The following is a 23,372-nucleotide window of genomic DNA, read 5'->3' on the forward strand; positions in this document are numbered from 1 at the left end:
GGTGTGTCAACAAACTTTTTTAATTTTTTTTAAATTCTATTTAAATCGATTATTAGACATTCATAATGAACGTTTTACGTTCAAAATCAGAGGGTTGTTGAACAAATATTAGCTTACGGCTAATCAGGATCTTTTTCCATTTTGTCTCCCGACTCTGAAAAAGCATCTTCCCAACTGGGCTCTTCCTCATCTTCTTCGTCTTCATCGTCGCCATTACCTATATCTTCTAGAGGCATGTCATCCAATAAACTGGAGGATCCATCATTTTTTTTCTCTTCAGGCTCATCATCCAGCTCCAGATCCGCTGCGGTTTCTGTTTCAACTTGAGGCGAAACATCAGTAGGTTCTTCTGTCGGTTCATCAGACACAAGACTATCAGAACTGCCTGAAAATGATTCCATCGCTTTGATTATTTGCTCAACCGACATATTGGTTTGCGGTATTTCCTCACCGAACATCGAAGAATATTCAGTGAAGATACTGTTTAACGTTCCAAGGGTAATGTGAATTTCCTGTTTGAGAGACTTGTTCTCTTGGCGTAACTCTTCAATTTTTGTCTCTTTCGCTTCTAGCTCGCTGCGTAAAGCGTCGGCTTTTTCTTCTAATTCATCATCATCACTACCAGACCCTAAGGTCGGTTCCAACGCATGATACTTTTCCATGATTCGTGAAAGTTCATCGTCAAGAGTCGCCAAATTTTCAACATCTTTATTAAGAATACTACTAACAAAGGTTCGAATAAAAAATTTACGCTCTCGAATAATATCATTCGATATTTTCTCGACATCGCCCTCTTCGAACCCCAAATTTTCGTGCAAAAATCGTTGTGTCGCTTCTTTCTGAATTGGCTCATTATCCTTAACGTTTATGATCAATTCCCGCATTGCGTCTTTAAAGCGTGATTTATTACGCATCAAAACGACAATTAAAACCGTAGATAACAGCAATAAAGGAAAAACAATTTCTAAAATTAATAACCAGGACAACAATGACTCGCCCATTATTCCTTTTCCTCCGAGACGTTTTTATCTTCTTCTTCGTCATCAAATAATTCTTGTGCCATAGATTCGTTACTTTCGTGTGAACGTTTACGAATAATTCGCCAACCGAGCCAACCAAGCAGAATTAATAACAAATTACCACCAAAGCCTACCGACAACCATAACGTCCAATTCACGGGCTCTTTTTCAGGAGCAGGTTCCAATTCGGGTTCGTCTTTTGGTTCCTCTTTAGGCTCTTCCTTTACTTCCGGCTCAGGTACAGGTTCAGGCTCCGGTTTTTTCTCAGGCTCCGGCTCTGGCTTCTTTTCAGGCTCCGGCTCTGGCTTAATTTCTTCTTTTGGCTCTTCAGGTTCAAAGCCAGGTAGAGGCTCCATTTCAAAGGCAATCTCAGGAATTTCACTGGCGAATTTACGCCCTGTAGGCGATTGTCCCTCAGCTTTTAAATTAACTTTGAATATGCCGCCTTTAGGAAATTGCTTCAACTCAAATGACTGCTTTTTATCGAAACTTTCAAGTACGATAAATTGACTGGTTTCATCCGGATACTTTATTTCACCTGTAACTCGTAAGCTGCTGAGGTCAACAACATCTTCGGCAATTCGCAAATGAACAATATGGGGCTCAGTTTCATTAAAGGATTGTTCGAGATCGGCCTGCACCGGATTACCATAAATATTAATGGCGTGAGTTCGACTGCGTTCAAATGTCGGGCTTTTCACCACCAGTTTAATCTCCAACACACCGTCCTCTTCGCCTGCGAAAAAGACCTGCTTAAACTCACCCGCTTGATCGTTACGCAGCAATGGTGTTGTATTGCTTTGACCTTTGTATTGTGTCTCTAACTTTGCATCAATCAACTTGATAAAATCGGGACGAGTAATCACCTTACCATCCTCAATTAGTTTTACCGCGTATGTGATTTGCTCATTTGCCAAAACATTATTGGGTAACTCATCAACCGACAAACCCAGTTTACTAACCACCATGACCCGATTATCGGGATCGACTGCGGCATCAATTTTCCAGTCACCCGCCGGAGGTTCAGAAATAGTAATTAAGTCGTACGCACTACTGGAAAACCAACGCGTGTCGACTCGCGAGCTGTTTTTATCGATATTTCCGCCGTCAGGTGTTGTCAACCGAGTGGGTGAACTTCCTGCTTCACGAAAAACGAGCAACGTCATTTCTTCAACACTTTTATCAACGGTAAACTGGTTATTTTCTAAAGGTAAACTGTCTCTGGGCGTTGCTTGCTCAAATATCTTTAAAAAAGTGCGTTGCAGATCTTCGGCACTATTAACTTGTTGAAACCAGCCGTCCGTTTGATTCGCCAAAGTTGACAGCAACTCAGAGTCCGCCTCTGGAGAGAGCGCAATGGTATGAATAGTCACTCCAGCCGCTTTAAGCCGCGGCAATACATCGTTGAGAATCCGTTGTCGTTCGGCGGCATCCTTAGCGGGATCTTTTGAAATGTCGACCATGCCATCGGTCAATAAGATCATACTACGAGACTCGGTATCATCAGGGCGATTCCAGTCCCAGGTCGACTTTGTCATCGCATCACCAATATTGGTGTAGAGTCCTGCAGAGTTGATCTTTGCCGCTGCAGCATTGGCACTTTCCTGCCATTCTTTATCAACCGCTTTTAATGGCACGAGCATATTCACATAGCGACCAAAGGTCCAAACGCCAGAATCGGATCCTTTGGGCATTAAGTTGGTCACTATCCTGAGAGCAGGAATCCGTAAATTATTGGGGTCGTTTTTCTTCATTGATCCAGAAATATCAATGAGTAATCGTACGTCCGATCGTTTCTCTTCTGACTTTTCCGCCGCATGGGAAACAGACAAGATCGTCATGGAGACAGCGATAGCCCAAGCCTTGAGCGCAGTACGGAGCAGATTTTTTATTAATGTTCTCTCCATAGGTATATGACCACCTGAGATTCAATAAATGGTTATATTTTCAAAAGTTTAGCTTAAATATCAATAAATTGCTTTAAACTTCTCGAGAGATTGTGAGAGCTGCCTCAAACACTCTTTCTATCAATCAGGCATGAAAATGGTGGTATCGGCTAGGAATCCGCTTCGAAATCCGACAGAGGGTCAGAATCAGGGTCGTCGGGAATTAAAATTGCGATAACGTGGTCTTCAAGATCACCGGCCTGATTTTCAGATATCACCTTTCCACGCGCTGAACGATTGGCTTTGTGAACAGACTCAGGATCACCAGTCACTAACGGATGCCATTCCGGCAAATCTCGACCTTGAGCCAACAATTTATAAGCACAGGTATTCGGCAACCACGCATATTGCCGCGCCGCCTGAGGAGTCACTTGAATGCAGTCTGGAACCAATGTTGATCGGTTTTTGTATTGAGTACATTGGCAAGTTTGCGCATCAAAAAAACGGCAACAAACGTCGGTTTGATAATATTCGCCCTCATCGCCCTCAACCTTATAAGCGCAGCATTTACCACAACCATCACACAGTGATTCCCATTGCTCATCGGTCATATCTTCAAGCGCGGTGGTTTGCCAAAAAGGTTGGTCAGTCACGGGCAGTCACCTCTGAATCAATGGTTAAGCGATTGGCTAATTTAGCTTGTAGATGATCACCTGGATGCAGAGCAGCGACACCAGCGGGAGTTCCAGTCAAAATAATATCGCCGGGCTCCAAACGAAAATACTTTGAAATGTATTGAATCAAGGGTACTACTGGCCAGATCATACTTGAGGTCAATGTGGATTGTCGAAGCGAATCGTTAACCGACAATTCTAATAAGCAATCCGATAATTCTTCGATTGAATTCAACGGCATCCATTGAGCGACCGGGCAAGAACCATCAAAGGCTTTAGCCATTTCCCACGGATGCCCTTTCGCTTTCAAATCACTTTGTAAGTCTCTTAGCGTTAAATCTAATGCGAGGGAAATTCCGACAATTGATTGCTCAACCTCAGTTTCGTAAGCCGAGGATAAGGTTTGGCCAATCAAAACAGCCAGTTCCAGCTCATGATGACATTCTCCTCGATCCGTAGGAATAACAACTTGGTCATTCCAATTGACCAGTGCTGTCGCTGGCTTCATAAATAATACCGGGGATGACGGAACTTCATTCCCAAGCTCTTTAGCATGTGCCGCATAATTACGACCAACACAAACCACTTTACCCGGCTTTAGCCCGGATAGTTTATTTAAAGAGCCATGAAATTGATAGGAAGACATTAATTCACTTTTTTGTTGATATCTGGATGAATGGATGGTGGCATTTGTAAATAAAAGCCCTCATCTTTTAACTTTGCTTTAACATCCTCGATATTCTCACGTGCCAGTTTGTCGCGTTTCGCCAAATTAACTTGTAAAGCAAATTCTGGCTCACCAAACACTTTAAGCAACGCCTCAGGCACCACATCGAATTGGTCGCGTTGTGTCAAATACAGGTACATTTCATCTTTCTTGGGACTTCGATAAACAAAAGCTAACATCTTGCCTTTCTCGTAATGCGGTCAATTTTCGGAAAATAGAGGAATGAATCGTATCAACGCATACATCCTTCAAGATTATTTGAAGCATTATATACCACTCGGTTCTATCGTAGAACCTAAGGCGTTCTCTGATATTCTGAAAAACCGACCTTGCCAGCTCTAAAAACAATGAATACGGAACCGTCCGGCGCGATAAAATGATACACTTAACGGCCCTATTATCGATTGAATTATTTCGGGTTAACCCGTGACAAAAATCGCTTTTATGGATTCGCCCATGCTGCTTTCACGCAACGAAGTCCAGCCACGCGGTGGTGTCGATCGTTTGCCCAGGCAAAATTTGACGTAGTTTCTTAACAGTTTTTTGCTACACAAAACATCAGGGTCGATTCCCAACTCGTTCGCCTTTTTATCGATTAGCTCTCGAGCAAGTTGCATATTATGAGTTTGTTGTTGCCAAAACGATGGGCTTAAAGGTTGAATCAACTTTATGTCTTTAACATCAGCCTCTTCAATTTCCTGAAGCAATTTAAGAATTGCCGCTTGATATTTGCGACGAGATGCAGGATGCCATCCTTTCACTTCCGGCAAATGAGAATCTTTACATCCTTTTTGTGCCAGAGAAAATAAGACTTCATTCCGACAAACAAAAGTTTTAGGTCGGTTTTTTTCACGCGCGGTGGATTCACGCCATTGTGCGAGCTGTTGTAATCGTACTAGCTGTTTTTTATTCAGCTTCCAGGCATTTTTGATATCCAAATACGCCAACTCAATTTCATCAAGTTCATGAATGCGTTGTGCTAACGATTCACATTCTTCCAAGATCCACTGTATGTCGAACGACTTGTCATCTAGTTCTTGCTTTTGCTTGTTATAAGCTTCAGCAAGATAGGTCACATCTTCCAGCGCATAACGAATTTGCTCTTCACTCAAAGGCCGCTTTTGCCAGTCTGAACGCGATAAGCCTTTATCTAAAACGCATTGACAATAGTGTTCAATCAATCGGCTGTAACCAATACTCAAACCATGACCTAAAAAAGCGGCCACAACTTGAGTGTCCCACAAATGATTAATTTGCACATTAAAGTGACGAAATAACACTTCGCAATCTTCAGATGCCGAGTGAAACACTTTGCGTATGCTTGAAGATGTTAATATCTCGCAAAATTTGGAATCGTCGTCAGCGGCCCGAGGCTCAATTAAATAGCATTGTTCTCCATCAAACACTTGAATCAGGGCCAATTCTGGATAAAACGTCTTTTCGCGAATAAATTCAGTATCGATAAAGAGTTCAGAACAAGAAAGCCAGCGTTCTACTGCTGGCTTTAGAGACTCACTGGTAGTTAACCATTGAAATGAAGGTACCAAAATAAATTACTTTTCTTGATCGCGAAGTTCGCGGCGCAAAATTTTACCAACATTAGTTTTTGGTAACTCATCTCGAAACTCAACCAATTTAGGCACCTTATAACCGGTTAAGTTTTCTTTACAAAACGCTAACAATTGTTCTTCGGTTAAGTTCGGATCTTTCTTCACCACAAAGATTTTTACTTTTTCACCCGACGACTCACAGGGTACACCAACGGCTGCGACTTCCAGAATGCCTTCATGAGACGCAACAACATCTTCAATTTCATTGGGATACACATTAAAACCCGAGACCAAAATCATGTCTTTTTTGCGATCAACGATTTTTAAAAAGCCTTTCTTTGTGACGATTGCGATATCGCCAGTGCTCAACCAACCATCATCGCTTAACACTTTAGCAGTTTCTTCTGGTCGGCCTAAATAGCATTCCATAACCTGCGGACCCTTAACCCACAATTCACCAGGCTCATCGCAGCCTAGTTCTTTTCCGCTTTCATCGCGAATCGACACCTCTGTTGAAGGAACCGGTAAACCAATCGTGCCGTTATACTCTTTCAACGTCATAGGATTAATCGTGACAGCAGGTGATGTCTCAGTTAAACCATACGCTTCGAGCAATGGTGATCCAGTTACTTTTTGCCAGCGTTTCGCGACGGCTTCTTGTACCGCCATTCCACCGCCTAAAGTCATTTTTAAACTTGAAAAATCAAGCTTGTCGAAACCTTCTGTGTTTAGTAAACCATTAAATAATGTATTAACACCGGTGATAGCCGAAAATTTAAATCCAGACAACTCTTTAACAAATCCTTTCATGTCACGCGGATTCGTTATTAAAACATTCATCCCACCAAATTTCATAAACGTCATACAATTCGCGGTGAGAGAGAAAATGTGATAAAGCGGTAACGCAGTAATAACGATTTCTTCGCCATCTTTTATAAGCGGCTTTAACCAAGCAGACGCCTGAAGAATGTTCGCCACCATATTACGATGCGACAATACCGCCCCTTTTGCCACCCCGGTTGTGCCGCCAGTGTACTGTAAAAATGCAATATCATCGTGCACAACTTTCACTGGCTTAAATGGGTGTTTTTCGCCTTTGGCTAAGGCATCATTAAACCAAACGGGATTTTTCAACGAATAAGCAGGCACCATTTTTTTGACATGACGAACCACCGTATTCACGATAAATCGTTTTACCAATCCACAGCAATCGCCTATTGCGGTGATCACAACATTCTTAACTGAAGTTTCGCCAATAACTTCTTCTAATGTATGGGCAAAGTTTTCAACGATCACAATGGTTGTTGCTTGGGAATCGTTCAACTGATGTTTCAATTCACGTGCGGTGTACAGTGGATTAACATTTACCACTGTCATTCCTGCGCGCAACGCACCAAAAATGGCGATTGGATATTGCAATAAATTAGGCATCATAATTGCTACACGAGATCCTTTCGGTAACTGTAAATCGTGTTGCAGATAGCTCGCAAATTTAGCAGATTGATTATCAAGATCTGTGTAACTAAGGGTAATTCCGAGATTCGTAAAGGCTGGCCGACTCCCGTAGTTTTCAACACTTTCATTAAAAATGTCGACTATTGACTGATAATCATTGATATCAATCTCAGGGCTGACACCCTCGGGATAACTCTCGAGCCATACTTTTTCCATCACCAACTCCTGTCACTGTGTTGTGGCATGCGCTGTTTGAACAGCTTATTTTAATTTTCGAATAACACGCAATGCTATCAGTTGATCACGCAATAGAAAAGCAGTTGTCGGACCAATTTGACAATATTCCGCACCATTATGATTACAAAGCAAACGGATTGAACAATTTTGGCACATTTTTACTACTGACCTACACTTGTATCCATGAGTTTTAAAACTAGTGACTGCCGTGCTTGATATCCCAGACTTGACCATTTTACTGGTGGAACCTTCATCGACCCAACGGAAAATCATTATGGGCAACTTGGCAAATGCCAATGTTGAAAAAGTCGATCCGGTGACGTCTGGTCGTGAAGCCATCAATTACCTCTCTCGACAAGCTCCTGATCTGGTCATTAGCAGCATGTACTTTCCTGATATGACGGCAACCGAATTGGTCAAATTCATTCGTGACCACGACAATTTGAATCAGACGCCATTCATGCTGATTTCAAGTGAAATTAGCTTTGGTAAGATTGATCCTATCAAACAAGCCGGAGTGGTTGCTGTTTTACCCAAACCCTTTGATTTTCCAGCCCTCGAAACTGCACTTAAAAACACCTTGCAGTTTCTCGAACCCGAAGAGCTTGATCTGGAAAACTACGATCCGACGTCATTGCGCGTATTAGTCGTTGACGATAGCGCACTAGCTCGAAAATTCATCATCAAAACACTAACGGGTCTTGGCATCTCAAATTATCAAGAAGCGGACGATGGTAAAACCGCCATTTCGTTGCTCGAGAAAAATACAGAATTCGATCTCATTGTGTCGGACTATAATATGCCCGAAGTGGACGGCAAAGAACTGGTTCAATTTATAAGAGCCAACGAGTTGCTCGCCCACATTCCTGTTTTAATGGTTACTAGTGAACAAAGTCGCGCCAAACTCAGTAACATTGAACAAACGGGTGTGTCAGCAATCTGCGACAAGCCTTTCGAGCCAGACAATGTTAAACAATTACTCGCTAGTATCCTCAATTAAACCATTACTTGGTTTAGCGATTATCGATGTTGCTCGATAAAATTTTGGATGAGCGCACTGGCAGCTTTTGGCTTTTCCATATGCACATGATGCCCACCCGACAAAACTTCTGTCGTTAAATGCGATAACCACTTTTTACGTTCATGCATCAATGGATTTTTTCCAAACATGCCTTGATCTGCTTCAATTAACAGTACGGGACATTTGATTTGCTGAAGCAACGGTAATAGTTGTTTTTCTGTTAAACGATTAATACTCGCGACTCTTAACCTTGCATCACTCGACCAGCTCACACCGTCATTCAGTTTTGTAATTCCTCGCTCAACAATTGGGCGAATAATATCGGGGTTGATGTTTGAGTGATGCGCGCGCACGGCCAACGCCTTCTCAATGTTCTCATACCTGGGCATGGATTTAGAGCTTAACCATTGCCTTTCGGTAATCGACTTTTGCATCAACGCGACTGTTTCATCTTCAGTAACGGTAAGTGGACCCAACGCCTCAATTAGTATCAAACATTTTACTTTTTCTGAAATAGAACTGTACAAAGTTGAGGCGGCACCACCCATAGAGTGTCCCATGATTATTGGCTCGGCCAGTTTAAAATGAGCAATCACATCTTGAATCACGTAAACCAGATCGAGAAAGTGATAGGCCATGCCGGGAGGCAGATGATCGGACTGCCCGTGCCCCGGAAAATCGACCAGAATAAGCCGGTAATTCGACAAATAGGGAATCAAAGGTTCAAAACTGTTGAGGTTATCCAACCAGCCGTGAAAACATATAACAGCAGGAGCTTCAGTATCACCCATTTCTTTAACGGAACAAGTGACACCGCATAGCGAGATACGATGAGTTTTCATAAAGTCTGTAACTTGAAATTAATCGTGTGGATTAGAGTTCACTTTTTGAATGGCTTTTAGCACCTGACGACGCGCATATTTGCGTAAATCTTGCACTTCTTCCAGTAAATTTGGGCCAGGATTTTGCTTTTCCAAAAAATTACAAATGTATTTGGCGGGCATATTATTAAGTGCAATGGCAGCCACATCCTGAATATTAACATCAGAAAGTGTGAACTTTGGATCGCCTTCCTGAATTATCTCATGAATTTGCTCAAATACGATCTCTTCGGAAAGATTTTCCAAATCATCGTGATAGTACATTTCTTTATACATGAAACCCCCACGCACTTTTATATAAATGTACACCAACCTGCCAAATGCGCAAGCCAGATTAGCTGCGCGCTCAAAAATTTAAGACCACTGTATTAATTCAGACTCTGCTGTGCCAATTTCAAAACGGCCCTTTTCATTTTTTTGGACTGTGGCGCATGCTGTGCTTGGATCGTGTGTGAAATAAATCCAGCCCTTATTGTCACTCAATTCATTCAGAAGTCGTTGCTTTTCTTCAATTAGATGTTCCGGATATCGATCGTATCCCATAGTCACCGGTAAATGAACCCAAGGCGTTCCGGGTATCAAGTCGGCGGCAAAAACCAACGGTCCTTGCGTCGTTTGAATTTCAGTCAACATCATGCCTGGCGTATGACCATCACTAAAATGAAATTGATAATCGTCACCCAATAAATCACACGAGTTACCTTCAATCAGGTGCAAGCGTCCGGATTGTTCGAGTAGCTGATTTAAATGAGGTAGAAATGACGCGCGATCGCGAAAATGAGGTTGATTGGCTCTTTCCCAATGCGCTTTGCCAACAACGAACTGCGCTTTAGGAAATAATAATTCAGGTTCTTTACCTTCTTCCCAACGACTAAGCAGACCGCCAGCGTGATCAAAATGCAAATGTGACAAAACAACAATGTCTATATCGGCGTGTGTCAGACCGATTTTATTTAATGACTCCAACAAGATATGCTCAGACTCATTCACGCCAAAACGTTCTTTATACTTAGGTTCAAAAAAAGCACCTATTCCCGTCTCGAATAATATATTTCGTCCATCATCCTTTACTAATAGTGCTCGACACGACAAATCAATACGGTTGGCATCGTCGACCGACACCCAACTCTCCCACATGGCTTTTGGAACATTGCCAAACATCGCGCCACCATCGAGTTTTTGCGAATTACCCTGAATGGACCAAAGTTGCTTATTACTCATTTTCAATACCTCTAACGTGCGAACGCTTTACCGTTATGCTTTTGCACTGACTTCATTATCGTCTTCAATTCGCTCAATTTTAAAGTTATACAAGCCGTATAACATAGAAATCAATGGATTGATCAAATTGAAAAACGCAAAAGGAAGATACGCTATTGTCGCCACACCTAACGTACTGGCCATATAGGCGCCACACGTATTCCAGGGTATCAGTGGCGAAGTAATGGTCGCTGAATCTTCGAGCGTACGAGATAGGTTTTTGCTATCGAGTTTGCGGCGTTGGAATTCCGCTTTATACATACGTCCCGGCAACACAATGGCAATGTATTGATCAGCAGCGACAATATTAATCCCAATACAGGTAAGAACAACAGTAACGATTAACGATCCCGTACCATGAACCATTTTTAACGCCGACAACACCAACCGCTCCAACATGTGCGTATGCTCTAGTACGGCGCCAAAGGTTAATGCGCATAAGATTAACCACACCGTATTAAGCATGTCACTCATACCGCCACGACTCAACAAATCATTAACACTTTCATCATCTGTTGTTATAGAAAATCCATCAAACAAAGCTCGCCACACGGCATCGACTTTATTCAAGAAAGCACCGTGGTCTGACTCACCGATAAACTGACTGATCGCTTCTGGTTGGAGAACGAATGCAAAAACACCACCCACTAGAGCTCCAGTCATTATGGTCGGAAATGCCGGAAACTTTTTAATCGCCATGGCAAACACCAAAACCAGAGGAATCAGGGTAAAGACAGACACATTAAAATGCTGATCGATAGTGGATAAGGTACCCTCTAATGTTGAAACATCACCTTCAGAACTTTGCATGAGTCCGATAATTAAAAACAAAGTTAAAGCAATTAAAAAACTGGGTGTTGTGGTCCAAACCATGTGCCTGATATGGGTAAATAAATCGGTGCCTGCCACTGCTGGCGCCAAATTAGTGGTATCCGACAAAGGCGACATCTTATCGCCAAAATAGGCCCCGGATATGATCGCACCCGCAGTAATTTCGGGTGACAGACCTAAGCCATTAGCCACACCAATAAGAGCAACACCAATAGTTCCTGCTGTAGTCCAGGAACTCCCTATACTGACCGAAACCAAAGCACATATAAGACAGGCGGCGAAATAAAAAATGGAAGGCTCGAGAATTTGTAGGCCGTAATAGATCATGGTGGGAACCGTTCCCGCCAATAACCAGGTTCCTATCAAAGACCCCACCGCTAATAAAATTAAAATGGCGCCCAGCGCACTGGAAATCCCTTTAACAATTCCCTGTTCAATGGTCTTCCAATTATATCCATTTTTAACGCCAATTAACGCCGCCAAACCTGCCGACAATAATAAAGCTATTTGATTAGCACCCAAGGATGAGTTGTCTTCATAAAAATAGACTGATAAGACAAGTAAACCAATCAGAAATAATACGGGAATTAAAGCGTCCAACAACGACGGCATTCGGTGTTCTGTCATAACTCTCTGCAACCTAACTCGTGATCAAAAAAAGAGCACCTCAGTGCTCTTTCCGATAAATAAATTAATGAATTAACCAAAAACCATCTTAATCAATTCGATTCCAAAGAAACGATCGAGAATCGTCACCACAGCAATTAAGCCCAGCATAAGAGGACAAATATAGCTAATCGCAAAATCGATATACTTTTGTAGCAACGTTCCGCGTATGGCCGGATCACCTGCCGCAAGTTCTTCGTTAAGATTTTCTTTGCGCCATACCCATGCTGCAAATACAGCAATTAAAAATCCGCCCACCGGTAAGAAGGAATCGGCGGCTAAATCTTCGACAAAATCCATAAAGCTGATTGCATTATCGTGACCCGGTAATGTGATAAAAGACGACAACCAAGCGACCGTGCCGTTGGATAACATTGACGGAATACCGATTAAGAAAATTATCGTCGCAATAACCCAAACCGCTTTTTTACGATCAACACCGTGCTCATCAACCACATAAGAAGTTGGCACTTCCAGTAGTGATACGGTTGAAGTTAATGCGGCAAAAGTTAATAACAAGAAAAAGAGCACACCAACAACCACACCGATGTTGGGACCTAATGTTTCGAAAACGCCCGGCAAAGTGATAAAGATTAAGCCAGCACCACCGGCAGGTTCGATTCCCTGACTGAACACAAAAGGAAACATCATGAAGCCCGCTAAAAAGGCGATTCCGACGTCAGCCAAAGTAATAAAGGCACCCGCACTAACAATGTTCTGTTCTCGTGAAACATAACTTCCGTATGTAATTAATGCGCCCATTCCCAAAGACAGTGAGAAAAATGCCTGACCCAAAGCAGAATAAATGACGTCACCGGTCAACTTACTAAAGTCGGGCACTAAATAAAACTTGACCCCTTCCATCGCATTGGGCAGGGTTAATGCGTACATCAACAAACCAATAATAATAACTATTAAACTGGGCATTAATATTTTTGCGGCGCGTTCAATACCACCCGCAATACCATTCGACACAATAAACGCAGTAGTCGCCATAAAGATGATGCCGTACAAACCCACTTTTACCGCATCCGTTATAAAAGAGCCAAATTCCTGGCCAATACCAAAGTTACCTTGAATCATTTCGATGACGTAACCAAACGACCATCCAGCAACGACGTTATAAAAGGAAAGGATCAGAACACCACTCGCCAGTCCTAAATAACCAATAATGGACCAATTACGAAAACCGAGCGCTTTAAACGCTCCGACAGGATTACGTTGAGTTTTCCGTCCTATCGCTATCTCTGTGACTAACACGGGATAACAAAGGATGAAACAGAATGCGAGATACACAACAACAAAAGCTGCGCCACCTCCGTTACCGACTTCAAATGGAAATTTCCAGATATTACCCAATCCAACTGCTGAACCTGCAGCAGCAAGAATAAATCCTAAGCGTGAATTAAACGCACCTCGAGCGGCCATAGAATATGTCTCTTTTTTTATCTTTTATTGATGCTATGTTTTGATCTAAATTTCCTGGAAACAGTCAGGAGAGTCCCTAATATACTGCAGCGCAATATATCACAGCGCTCAGCGAGGTCTAATATCATCACAAACACGCCTACTAAAGCAAGGGGTGTCACCTTGAGATCACACCAGTAAACGCATTAATCTTGTAAATTGATGTTTTTTTCCGCAGAAATGACTTAAATGAAACAGAAACATAAACCTTGAATAAAAAATATATTCCTTAGCGCTGAATAAAAGTTCGACGTCATAAAACAACAAGAGCTTACATTCACTGATAAACGAGGTTTTATTGAACGATAGCGGGAGGAACTTCTCCATTGCTTCTGTTGGTTATCAAAACCAGTTGATTCCGGTGCACCACGACGCCTCTCATTGGTCCTTCCCCGATCGAATCTTGACCGGCGATTGACTTGTCGGCTATCCGTTTTCGAGAATGAGAATGATTGATCAGCCGCTGAATAAATTCTGAACTCATGCGACATATACCTTTAGCGATGAGTTGATGTTCATTATCGCAATAGATATCAACCACTTCTTGTGCATTAAAAGCGCCTGCAATCGCAACAATACCAGGCAACAACAATGATCCTTTACCATCAACAATAGCCGACTTTGCACCGTCATCAATATAAAGGGTTCCCTTAGATTGAGACGATTCCGATAACCATAATTTTTGGCCTGTTCGCTGGGGACGAGACGCCATTATTCGAGTTCCAGCATTTGATCGCCCTTGTATGGTCAACAACAGTGAAGACATTTCATCAACAACATAAGTCACCGTTGCACGGTGAGCGGCAATTTCCGCAGCCCGCAATTTACTGGCCATTCCACCAGTCCCCGTTTTCGATATCGAGTCAGCAATCACCGACTGCGACGACTCATCGCTAAGATCGAATTCGGCCATCCTCTTCTTATTAGCAGGATAATCTTGATAAATGGCACCCACTTCAGTGATTAAAAACAACCAGGGAGCCCCCAACATGTTAGAAATATGTGCTGCTAAGAGATCATTATTACCCAACAAGCGATCGTTCAAGTTTAAAGCATCATTTTCGTTAATGATGGGCAATACTTTAAGCGCCAACATTTTTTCTATTAATCGCTGGGTATGAATGAATGCATGACGATTGCCTAAATGGGCACGATCAACCAAAACTTGTCCAAGCGGATGCTTAAGATAAGTACGCCATAATCGAATCACTTCATCCTGCCCTACTGCTGCAGCCACATAACGATCGACTTTCTTTTTTGATGACGCGTTTGGTGGAGCTTTCTGTTCAAGATCCCCAGCGCCCAAACTACCATGAAAATCTTCCAATCTTCGGTGTCCCATTGCGACGGCACCAGAACTGATCAGTACAACCCGATATCCATGGTTTAACAATTCATCAAGATGAGAGGCTATTAATCGAACTGCGCAGTGACTTTCATCAGTCACCAACTGGCTGCCCACTTTAACAATGACAAATTTAGACTGGTCCATACCATTACCTGATGACCAAACACCCAACAACAAAAACCTATCGCATGCGGTTTAGTTATTTTGATATAAATCGAAGATCAAATAGTTCGAAGGAGCGACGGGACCGATTCTTTAGTGGCTTAAAGCTTAATCGGTTTTAAATCGCCCAGTGCAATCAATTAGTAGTGTGCTAAATGCAATTCCGGTTTGCCAATAGCCGATAGTTATATCCCTATTCGACTGAACAAATCACTCAGTTTACTGACCCATTCTGTTAACACTGGATGTTCGGTTTCAAAATGTTCCGCCACTGCCGCGAGTTGTTCTACCAAAAACTCATCAGGTTCTGGAACCGAGTCTGGGTTGGCGAGAAGTGCACGAATCTGATGACGAGCTTTGCGAATATCAGTGGCCACAGTGGGATCATCTGAATCCAGCTCATTCAATTGCTGCTCAAACGCTTGCAGAATAAAGATTAGATCATTCGACGGCATATGGCTCCCCTAAAAAGTTTTTGGGTTCTCTAGTTAAAATTTAGTCCAGGTTTTGCAGTAAATAAACTCGAAAAACTTAAAAAACAGCATATTCTGTCTTATTATTAACAGAATTGACCAAAATCAAACTTATGAGCATCAAAGCTAAAACATTATCGTCGACAGGCTTAGGTAATCACTATTCTTTCGAAATGCTTATTGATAGAGATCTGACAACCATTTTTCCAGCAAAGCGGTTTCATAATATAAAGTATCTCTACTCCGGCTTCTGCTCTCTATACTATTGACGCGTTCATTTTTTTTCAGCGACTCTTTGCCTTCGCGGATCACTTTTCCAGATTCATCTTTTAAGACATAGTTAAATTCGATGCGTACCCGAACCAAATCTCTAAGTACTCGGTACCCTCTTCCGGTTGAACTGTATTCTATCCGACCCGCCCGATCGACATCAGTGAATTGAATACTCAGTTGATGACCAGATTTTAAATATTGCTCACCTTTATCATGTAAGTAACCATCGAGTTCTTCCTGAATCAAAGTGACGGACTGCTTACGAGATCGCTCGGTGGACTGAATATCGTCAAACTTAATTGGATCAAGATAATCCGTTTTGATCTCGGCCAAACTCCAGCTAGACATCGCCAACATGCTGACCAATGCCAATCCCTTTATCGACCAACCTTTACGATACAATTGTCGACTCTGTATCTGACGAGTTGTTTTGCGGTTGAGTTTCATAATTTACCTCACAAAAAGAATCTCTTCATTCTCAATCTACACCCTATCCCAGCCAATTACAAGAGCACTTTTTCTTTATTAATTAATTACTTACGGTTTGTAAACCTATATTGAGTCATAACGTTAATAGGTCATTAAATGAATATTTGATCTTGAGAATCTTAGCCGTCTCCTTTATTGTTGGCGCAACCAACTTGTCGACACGATGTTTCCAGTGAACAGGCAGCAACTGGCTCTATATTTAATTGTTATTTTGGCTTTCATCTCGGCTCACGCCGATGATGTTGACCTTCTGCACGCCCAAATTTTTGAAACGGCCGATCGCGCTGCAGAACTTATTTACCAAGACCCCAAACAAGCAAGCATGGTGGCGGATCAGGCGATTAATGACTTGAAAAGCTCTCCTAATATTGAGCTTTATTATCGCCTTAATTTAATTAAATCCGATGCCTTCGTTGAGCAAAATTTACTTGAGCAATCGCTTCAAACATTGCAAAACCTGCTTACCCAAGTTCAAAGTAATGATTTACCCATGTACAAAGCGCAAGTTTTATCGCGCATGGGTGAAGTATTCTGGTATCAAGGGAAGATTTATGAAGCCATCGATCATTTGGAACGAAGCCTGAATCTTTATCAGGCAGCTGGATACAAAAAGGAAATCTCAAGTGGGTTAAATAATATTGGTATCATGTATCGTCACTTGGGAGACTATGATAAAGCACTCAATTACTTGTTAAAGTCACTCTCCTACAAAGAGTCGCTGGGTGATAAATCAGCAATGGCATCAACCTTAAATAATATTGGTGTACTCTACTATTTTCTACAAAAATACGATCAAGCAATTGAGCAATACAATAAATCGATTGAGCTCTACCAAGAAGTCAATGAACACGACAATCTAGCTGATCCTTTTAACAATAAAGGCCAAGCTCTTGAAAAACTGGGACAGTTAACCGACGCGATAGAACTCTACCAAAAGTCTTTGGTCATCGAGCAAGATAGCCACAATAAACGCGGCCAAGGGTATTCCCACTCAAATATTGGGGCTGTGTTACGCAAGCTTGGTCGGTTGGAAGAAGCACAAATTCAACTCGAGCGCGCGTTAACTCTTGCCCGTGAATCTAAAGTACCTTCGGTTGAAACGGAGGCCTTATTACAATTAGGACTTTTACACGCCGATCTCGGCGAATCCAATCGAGCTATTGAGAGTTTGCAACAAGGTTTAAGTATTGCACGAGACACGACAGAAAAAGAAAAAATTAAAACCTTTCACTTTCAATTATCGAAATTGTTTGAAACCAAAGGCCTGTATAAAGAGGCACTACAACATTACCGCGACTACAAAGTTATCGCAGACCAACTTTCAAACTCCGATCGCAAAGACCGCATAACTCGACTCGAGTTTAAAAATAAATTGGACAAACGAGAACAAGAGATCCAGCTGTTAAAACAAGAAAACGAAATTAAGTCGTTACAAGTCAAAAATTCTAAGTTTGAAAAACAAATGACACTCGGGCTTAGCGCCTTATCTTTCGTGGTTTTTGCGTTAATGATTGGTATCATTTACCATCGTAAAAAACTCAACCGTGAAAGAGAGATTTCCGATCAACTGGCTCAACTGGATGATTTGAAGTCGCAGTTTTTCTCACAGACGTCGGCCGAGTTGCTAACACCAATTCAACAAATTCATCATCTGTCCGATGAAATGCTGCAATCGCTAAATCAATCATCCAGCGAATTCAAAAAAATGCGGACCATCGATAACCAAAGTTCCAAATTGAACTTGTTGATACGCAACTTACTCGATTTCAGTGCCGATCGTGGCAAGTCACTATCTCTCAATTTAAAACCAGTCAATTTTTACGACATCACTCATCAAGTTGTCGAACTATGTCTCGACAGCCAAAATGACTTATCCATCAGTTTCGTTAATCAAGTGACTAAAGAAATTCCCAAAGTTAAAGCCGATGCAGAGCGTATAAAGCAAGTATTTTTTAATGTTTGCAGTACTGTATTTGGACATATTACCTCGGGAAATATTTACCTTCATGCTATTCCGCTTGATAATCGCTTAATCATTCGAGTATCCAGTCAAGATCTCAGTGAACGAACGAACCAGTTGCACTTTGAGTCGATTGATGTGAATGAGTTAAACAGCTTTCAAATGAAATTATCTTTACGACTGATAGAGCTGCATGAAGGCGAATTATGGATTGAAAATCAACCGCCCGAGTTTACCGTTTGTTTTACCTTACCTATCTACTAGACTTAACCATGAGAACTACATTATGACACATGGCGAACATCATGCCGATGACCCCGAAATTCTCGCAGCAAAAATCAATAGTGAAACCGCCATTGTAGAATGGAAAGAATTAGAAGTTTTATTTGCGCGCGGCAAAGTATTTGTTGTTGATGACTCTCTCGATCTGGTTAAAACTGCCCTGGCAGTAACCAACGACGACAAAAAACTCGTTGAAAGCTACATGAATAAGCGACAGCTGTTTCAACCCGACATCAATTGGGTAAAAAATACTTGCAAGCCTACGACTCCGTTCTGGGCATCCGTTGTTGCGCCATTTGTCTTTATTCAAAAGCAAGGAGAATCATAGCTTGAATTTGCCGCTGACCCCATTCGTAAAAATTGGCTTAATTTTAATTTTTTTCATTGGGCTATGGAGCTGCTCCTCTCAAGAGACGCAACTAAAACCTTTGTATGACAACGACACCATTGTTGCTCTTGGAGATAGTCTAACGTTTGGCACCGGTGCCAAACCCGAATACAGTTATCCAACTCAACTCTCACAGTTAATAGGATGGCAAGTCGTTAATGAAGGAACTCCCGGAGATAAAACTGAAGATATTCTCGCGCGTCTAGATCGAGTGTTAAAGACTCACCAGCCCAAACTGGTCATCCTCTGTATTGGCGGCAATGATTTTTTACGGAAAGTGCCCAAGACAATCATTCGCAGTAATATTGAAAGAATAATCGACACTGTGCGACAGTCAAATAGTCAAATTATGTTGATTGCCGTACCCGAGCCTGGATTATTTCTCAGTGATTCAGAGCTCTACCTTTCCTTGACTGACACTCACAATGTCGCTCTATTGGAAGATGTTTTGTCAGACTATTTATCAGAGGATGACTTAAAAGCGGATGCCATACATTTAAATGCACAAGGTTATAAACAATTGGCTGTAGATATTTTCGATTTTCTTAAAAATCGTGGAGCATTGTAGTTCTAGAGGTTGACTCGCGTTACTTCTATTAAAACCTTGACGTTTATTTTATAGATATCCATTCTTTATTGACTGACTTTCTTTGGTCGTCGTTTTTCTTAGCTTTTAACAGCGATAAAACTGCGGTAATTCAAATAATTTCATCAGCGAAATTAAACACTATTATCAATTAAAATAATACATTCAGCATCAGCGTAACAAATGCTTCACCAGAATTTTCGATCATTTGTGTTTCTGGAAAACGATCAACTGTTGCATAAATAAATAATGAACTTACCGCAAAGATACCCAAGCTCACTCTATCAACCCACTTTCTTACCGACTTCATTTTAAACTCCTTAGTACCTAGAATTATAAAACCGATTAAAAGGTGACCGTCTTCGGTCACCTTTTTTATGTTTAATAGCTATCGTCTCTAAATCGACGAATATAAACTGCAAGACCAATAAACATCGCAGCAACCACAAGTCCAATCCAAAAGCCGCTCGATTGCATCAACGTAAATGGATGACCACTTTCAATAGTACCTTGTACAATATACTCAATCTGAGAAAAGTGTTGTCCTATCAATTTCGCAAAATGAGCAGAGCGCAATATCATCCCTTCGACTAGCATAATACCTAGAGGTGCAAACACTGCGATTAAAAAAGCCGAACGTTTTGCTATTGCTGAGACAAACCACAACCAGCCTAATACCGGAGCCATCCACAATCCGACCATCAACGCGATGGCAATATCATTAAACATAACTGTTAATAATGAAGATTCCGCCCATAAAATTGACCAAGCGGACCCACCATTCATCCAGATCACTGGAGTGAATAAAATAAGTGACAATAATTGTGTTGCTAAAGCAACTAACGCAGTAATTAAGGGTGCAACAACCATCGCCGTAAATACTTTAGACATCACTGTTTGCAAATCAGAAACTGGCATTGATTTCCAAAACAAAATACTCCGGTCCTGGCGATCGTTGTACAAACTGCCTAATGAATAGAAGAACAGTACAAACAACATTCCTATCAATAAGGGACCACCCATCATTGCCTGGATAACCAACGCTATCTTTTTGCCCTCAAATCCTTCCACGTCGGGCATTTCCATTTTTATGACATCATCGAGTCCTTCACCAGAAATAAACATTTGCCCGGAAATCAATCCAACTATCAGTGAAAAGATCATAACTGCACTAATCACCAGAGGAGCCAGAGTCAAACTTTTATTTTCCCATGTTTCGCGTAACACCAAAGTTTTAAACGTGGTTATATTCATGCCTGGGCTCCTTTCATTTTTGCAACAAACAAGTCAGCAACACTAGGGCGATGAATTTCGCCAAGATTTTGCGCAACTTCAGCATCAATGCCATCAAACAAAAAGACCTTCCGTCCAAATACGTCGCGTTCTGCAATTGGATTGTATTGCTTTGCCTGCTCAGCCACTTCTTGAGAAACCATAACTTCAACAAAACGCTCGCTGACTTCGTCCATGGTTGAGTTCAAAATAAACTCGCCATCTTTAATAAACATTAAATCCGTTAATAAATTCTCAACTTCTTCAACCTGATGGGTTGTCACGATTATCGAACGATTTTCATCATAAAACTCACTCAAAAGCTCGTGATAAAATTCTTTGCGATATAAAATATCAAGCCCTAATGTTGGTTCATCTAAAACCAGAAGTTCAACATCGATGGCTAACACCAAAGCAAGATGCAACTGCGTTACCATCCCTTTTGATAACTGCCCAACACGACTGCGCATTGATATTTTTGTTTTACCTAAAAAGCGTTCAGCCTTATGACGGTCAAACATCGGATGAACACCTTCAACAAAATCCAATGCCTGAGAAACTTTCAACCAACGAGGCAGAACGGCAACATCAGCGATAAAACACACTTTTTGCATTAATTTGTGACGCTCTTTACGCGGATCAAAACCAAATACATCGAGATGACCTTGGAAAGTCGTAAGACCTAAAATCGCCTTTAACGCCGTTGTTTTTCCTGCACCGTTAGGACCAATTAGACCAACAATGCGTCCGCGATCCACGGTAAAATCGACGGATTTTAAGGCGTCAAAACTGCCGTATGACTTACTAAGTCCCTTCGCCGTAACGATACGACTCATGCGTTATCTCCTTTCGATTGCTTTGATATTTCATCTAACAGCTCTGAAGCGGTTAAACCTAATCGTAAAATCTTTTCAATGATTAATGGCCATTCGTCTCTTAGAAATTGCTCTCGTTCACGAGAAAGCAATCTTTCGCGCGCACCTTCTTGAACAAACATTCCAACTCCTCGCTTCTTTTCCACCAATTCGTCATCAACTAATTCCTGATAAGCTTTCGATACAGTAATTGGATTCAGCTGAAATTCGGCGGAGATTTGGCGTACTGACGGTAACGCATCCCCCTCTTTCAACTCCCTATCCAGAATCGAAGCAATCACTTTGTCTCTTAGTTGGCGATAAATTGGTTGGTTGTCGTTCCAATTTGCCTGCATGCTCTATTCACCTTTAATATTAAATTGAGTTTGCTCTGGTTATCCGCCCCATTGGCACCGAATTTCAAGAACTAAACCAAATCCACCGAACCGGTGTTGTATTTCACTATAACACCATATCAGTAACACACAAGCTTAAATTGCTTAAATTTTGACATAAGAAAAAGAAAAGGCGACTATCTATCTGTTTTTAAACGATTATTAAACCGTTTCAAATATGTAACAAATGTTATGTTTTACGCCATAGGGTGTGTTAGGATTTGCCCTTTCTGGCCATATAAGCCCTGAAAATATCTCAATGAGTCAAAATTTTGTGAGTAGACAACCAGCCCATCCAATCATTTTTGCAACCCTCATTGTCATTGGGGGGCTGGCAATTTTCTTAGGTTATCTAAATGCTGGACTCGCCTTACTGGTGGGTTTGGTTATTGCGCTAGTCTTAAGGCATTCATTTACGGGGTATTGCCGCAAATATTCTGCTATGGCTTTAAAAACAGCGATCGTCGGTATGGGATTTGGGCTAAATATCCAGCAGGTGATTGCAACAACACAACAGACCTTTCTGGTAACCTTTCTAACGATTGCAATTGCTATTATTGCAGGAATACTGCTGGTTAAGTTATTACGTGTGCATAAAGAAACGGGAATACTGGTGACTTCCGGTACTGCCATTTGTGGCGGGAGTGCCATCGCTGCAGTTTCTCAAGTCATCAAAAGTCGTTCCGATCATACGGCAATGGCTGTGACTGTCGTATTTCTACTCAATATTGTCGCATTATACGCATTTCCCATTCTCGGAGAATTTTTTGAATTAACACAACATCAGTTTGGTATCTGGGCAGCACTGGCCATTCATGATACGAGCTCAGTTTTAGGCGCAGCCGCACAGTTCGGACAGGAAGCATTAGAAATAGCAACGACAACAAAACTATTTCGTGCACTCTGGATAATTCCATTGACGTTGCTTGTTGGGTATTGGAATAAACAACCGGGAGCCAAACCTCATATCCCAATATTTATCGTATTATTCGTCGTTGCTTCTTTGGTCAATAGTTATTTACCATTAGGTGTCATTGCCGATTACACCGCACACTTTAGTAAAAAGCTGATGATATTTGCATTGTTTCTTTTAGGTCTAGGGATCACTCCAGATATTGTAAAAAACTTGGATCCAAAACCTTTACTGCTGGGAACATTATTGTGGATTACAATAGCTGCAGTATCATTAGTCTTAGTGCTCTATCACTAAACCGAT

The 23,372-nt window shown here is 41.6% G+C and carries 24 protein-coding genes; 5 read left to right on the top strand and 19 right to left on the bottom strand.

All coding sequences use genetic code 11. The annotated features are described in order from the left end of the window. Nucleotides 1-119: 119 nt before the first annotated feature. The 7 genes from FAX86_RS14005 to FAX86_RS14035 all read right to left on the bottom strand — a co-directional run bounded on the left by FAX86_RS14005 (nucleotide 120) and on the right by FAX86_RS14035 (nucleotide 7,527). Nucleotides 120-1,001, bottom strand: coding sequence for a hypothetical protein (locus FAX86_RS14005; RefSeq protein WP_144394061.1), 882 nt, complete (start codon nucleotides 999-1,001; stop codon nucleotides 120-122). Further along, nucleotides 1,001-2,926 (bottom strand): vWA domain-containing protein, encoded by a 1,926-nt coding sequence (locus FAX86_RS14010; RefSeq protein WP_144394062.1) that lies wholly within the window; start codon nucleotides 2,924-2,926, stop codon nucleotides 1,001-1,003. The genes FAX86_RS14005 and FAX86_RS14010 overlap by 1 nt, the downstream gene beginning before the upstream one ends. Before the next feature lie 149 nt (nucleotides 2,927-3,075). Beyond that, the gene (locus FAX86_RS14015) at nucleotides 3,076-3,558 is read right to left on the bottom strand and encodes a YcgN family cysteine cluster protein (RefSeq protein ID WP_144394063.1); all 483 of its coding nucleotides are present in this window, start codon (nucleotides 3,556-3,558) and stop codon (nucleotides 3,076-3,078) included. Then, nucleotides 3,551-4,225 (bottom strand): fumarylacetoacetate hydrolase family protein, encoded by a 675-nt coding sequence (locus FAX86_RS14020; protein WP_144394064.1) that lies wholly within the window; start codon nucleotides 4,223-4,225, stop codon nucleotides 3,551-3,553. Before FAX86_RS14020 ends, FAX86_RS14015 begins: the two co-directional genes overlap by 8 nt. Continuing rightward, a complete protein-coding gene (locus FAX86_RS14025) occupies nucleotides 4,225-4,485 on the bottom strand; it encodes a YcgL domain-containing protein (protein ID WP_144394065.1) in 261 nt (86 codons plus the stop codon). The genes FAX86_RS14020 and FAX86_RS14025 overlap by 1 nt, the downstream gene beginning before the upstream one ends. 240 nt (nucleotides 4,486-4,725) lie before the next feature. Continuing rightward, a complete protein-coding gene (locus FAX86_RS14030) occupies nucleotides 4,726-5,853 on the bottom strand; it encodes a ribonuclease D (protein ID WP_144394066.1) in 1,128 nt (375 codons plus the stop codon). Nucleotides 5,854-5,859: 6 nt separating this feature from the next. Next, nucleotides 5,860-7,527 carry an AMP-binding protein gene (locus FAX86_RS14035; RefSeq protein WP_144394067.1) on the bottom strand — a complete coding sequence of 556 codons (1,668 nt, stop codon included), beginning with the start codon at nucleotides 7,525-7,527 and terminating at the stop codon, nucleotides 5,860-5,862. Nucleotides 7,528-7,747: 220 nt separating this feature from the next. Here FAX86_RS14035 and FAX86_RS14040 point away from each other — a divergent pair, with 220 nt between their 5' ends. Further along, nucleotides 7,748-8,548, top strand: coding sequence for a response regulator (locus tag FAX86_RS14040; protein WP_246128614.1), 801 nt, complete (start codon nucleotides 7,748-7,750; stop codon nucleotides 8,546-8,548). Between the two features lie 20 nt (nucleotides 8,549-8,568). On the opposite strand, the gene FAX86_RS14045 is transcribed toward FAX86_RS14040, so the two are convergent. The 8 genes from FAX86_RS14045 to FAX86_RS14080 all read right to left on the bottom strand — a co-directional run bounded on the left by FAX86_RS14045 (nucleotide 8,569) and on the right by FAX86_RS14080 (nucleotide 16,377). After that, nucleotides 8,569-9,411: an alpha/beta fold hydrolase gene (locus tag FAX86_RS14045; protein WP_144394068.1), complete on the bottom strand. Its 843-nt coding sequence runs from the start codon at nucleotides 9,409-9,411 to the stop codon at nucleotides 8,569-8,571. Between the two features lie 18 nt (nucleotides 9,412-9,429). Then, nucleotides 9,430-9,726 carry a late competence development ComFB family protein gene (locus tag FAX86_RS14050; protein WP_144394069.1) on the bottom strand — a complete coding sequence of 99 codons (297 nt, stop codon included), beginning with the start codon at nucleotides 9,724-9,726 and terminating at the stop codon, nucleotides 9,430-9,432. Nucleotides 9,727-9,804: 78 nt separating this feature from the next. Beyond that, a complete protein-coding gene (locus tag FAX86_RS14055) occupies nucleotides 9,805-10,671 on the bottom strand; it encodes an MBL fold metallo-hydrolase (RefSeq protein WP_144394070.1) in 867 nt (288 codons plus the stop codon). 33 nt (nucleotides 10,672-10,704) lie between these two features. Then, nucleotides 10,705-12,168: a Na+/H+ antiporter NhaC gene (nhaC, locus tag FAX86_RS14060; RefSeq protein WP_144394071.1), complete on the bottom strand. Its 1,464-nt coding sequence runs from the start codon at nucleotides 12,166-12,168 to the stop codon at nucleotides 10,705-10,707. A gap of 72 nt (nucleotides 12,169-12,240) precedes the next feature. After that, entirely contained in the window at nucleotides 12,241-13,635 is a 1,395-nt protein-coding gene (locus tag FAX86_RS14065) for a sodium-dependent transporter (protein WP_144394072.1), read from the bottom strand. A gap of 334 nt (nucleotides 13,636-13,969) precedes the next feature. After that, entirely contained in the window at nucleotides 13,970-15,166 is a 1,197-nt protein-coding gene (proB, locus tag FAX86_RS14070) for a glutamate 5-kinase (RefSeq protein WP_144394073.1), read from the bottom strand. 203 nt (nucleotides 15,167-15,369) lie between these two features. After that, nucleotides 15,370-15,639: a DUF4404 family protein gene (locus tag FAX86_RS14075; RefSeq protein WP_144394074.1), complete on the bottom strand. Its 270-nt coding sequence runs from the start codon at nucleotides 15,637-15,639 to the stop codon at nucleotides 15,370-15,372. 195 nt (nucleotides 15,640-15,834) lie between these two features. Next, nucleotides 15,835-16,377 (bottom strand): DUF3016 domain-containing protein, encoded by a 543-nt coding sequence (locus tag FAX86_RS14080; protein WP_144394075.1) that lies wholly within the window; start codon nucleotides 16,375-16,377, stop codon nucleotides 15,835-15,837. Between the two features lie 214 nt (nucleotides 16,378-16,591). Between FAX86_RS14080 and FAX86_RS14085 the strand changes: the two genes are divergently transcribed. The 3 genes from FAX86_RS14085 to FAX86_RS14095 are packed head-to-tail and all read left to right on the top strand — an operon-like array spanning nucleotide 16,592 to nucleotide 19,617. After that, nucleotides 16,592-18,643: a tetratricopeptide repeat-containing sensor histidine kinase gene (locus FAX86_RS14085; RefSeq protein ID WP_164503585.1), complete on the top strand. Its 2,052-nt coding sequence runs from the start codon at nucleotides 16,592-16,594 to the stop codon at nucleotides 18,641-18,643. A gap of 22 nt (nucleotides 18,644-18,665) precedes the next feature. Next, entirely contained in the window at nucleotides 18,666-18,989 is a 324-nt protein-coding gene (locus FAX86_RS14090; protein WP_164503586.1) for a DUF2288 family protein, read from the top strand. A gap of 1 nt (nucleotide 18,990) precedes the next feature. Continuing rightward, nucleotides 18,991-19,617, top strand: coding sequence for a GDSL-type esterase/lipase family protein (locus tag FAX86_RS14095; protein ID WP_164503587.1), 627 nt, complete (start codon nucleotides 18,991-18,993; stop codon nucleotides 19,615-19,617). 169 nt (nucleotides 19,618-19,786) lie between these two features. Here the strand turns inward: FAX86_RS14095 and FAX86_RS22220 are convergent, their stop codons facing one another. From FAX86_RS22220 to FAX86_RS14110, 4 genes are all read right to left on the bottom strand, one after another. Further along, on the bottom strand, nucleotides 19,787-19,945 hold the full coding sequence (locus tag FAX86_RS22220; RefSeq protein ID WP_164503588.1) for a hypothetical protein: 159 nt from the start codon (nucleotides 19,943-19,945) through the stop codon (nucleotides 19,787-19,789). 71 nt (nucleotides 19,946-20,016) lie between these two features. Further along, nucleotides 20,017-20,889: a hypothetical protein gene (locus FAX86_RS14100; RefSeq protein WP_144394079.1), complete on the bottom strand. Its 873-nt coding sequence runs from the start codon at nucleotides 20,887-20,889 to the stop codon at nucleotides 20,017-20,019. Next, nucleotides 20,886-21,743: an ABC transporter ATP-binding protein gene (locus FAX86_RS14105; RefSeq protein WP_144394080.1), complete on the bottom strand. Its 858-nt coding sequence runs from the start codon at nucleotides 21,741-21,743 to the stop codon at nucleotides 20,886-20,888. The genes FAX86_RS14100 and FAX86_RS14105 overlap by 4 nt, the downstream gene beginning before the upstream one ends. Further along, nucleotides 21,740-22,117: a GntR family transcriptional regulator gene (locus tag FAX86_RS14110; RefSeq protein WP_144394081.1), complete on the bottom strand. Its 378-nt coding sequence runs from the start codon at nucleotides 22,115-22,117 to the stop codon at nucleotides 21,740-21,742. Before FAX86_RS14110 ends, FAX86_RS14105 begins: the two co-directional genes overlap by 4 nt. Nucleotides 22,118-22,430: 313 nt before the next feature. Here FAX86_RS14110 and FAX86_RS14115 point away from each other — a divergent pair, with 313 nt between their 5' ends. Then, nucleotides 22,431-23,366: a YeiH family protein gene (locus tag FAX86_RS14115; RefSeq protein WP_164503589.1), complete on the top strand. Its 936-nt coding sequence runs from the start codon at nucleotides 22,431-22,433 to the stop codon at nucleotides 23,364-23,366. The last annotated feature ends 6 nt before the right edge of the window (nucleotides 23,367-23,372 follow it).

It is taken from the genome of Pleionea sediminis, assembly GCF_007570825.1.
Lineage (GTDB): Bacteria > Pseudomonadota > Gammaproteobacteria > Enterobacterales > Kangiellaceae > Pleionea > Pleionea sediminis.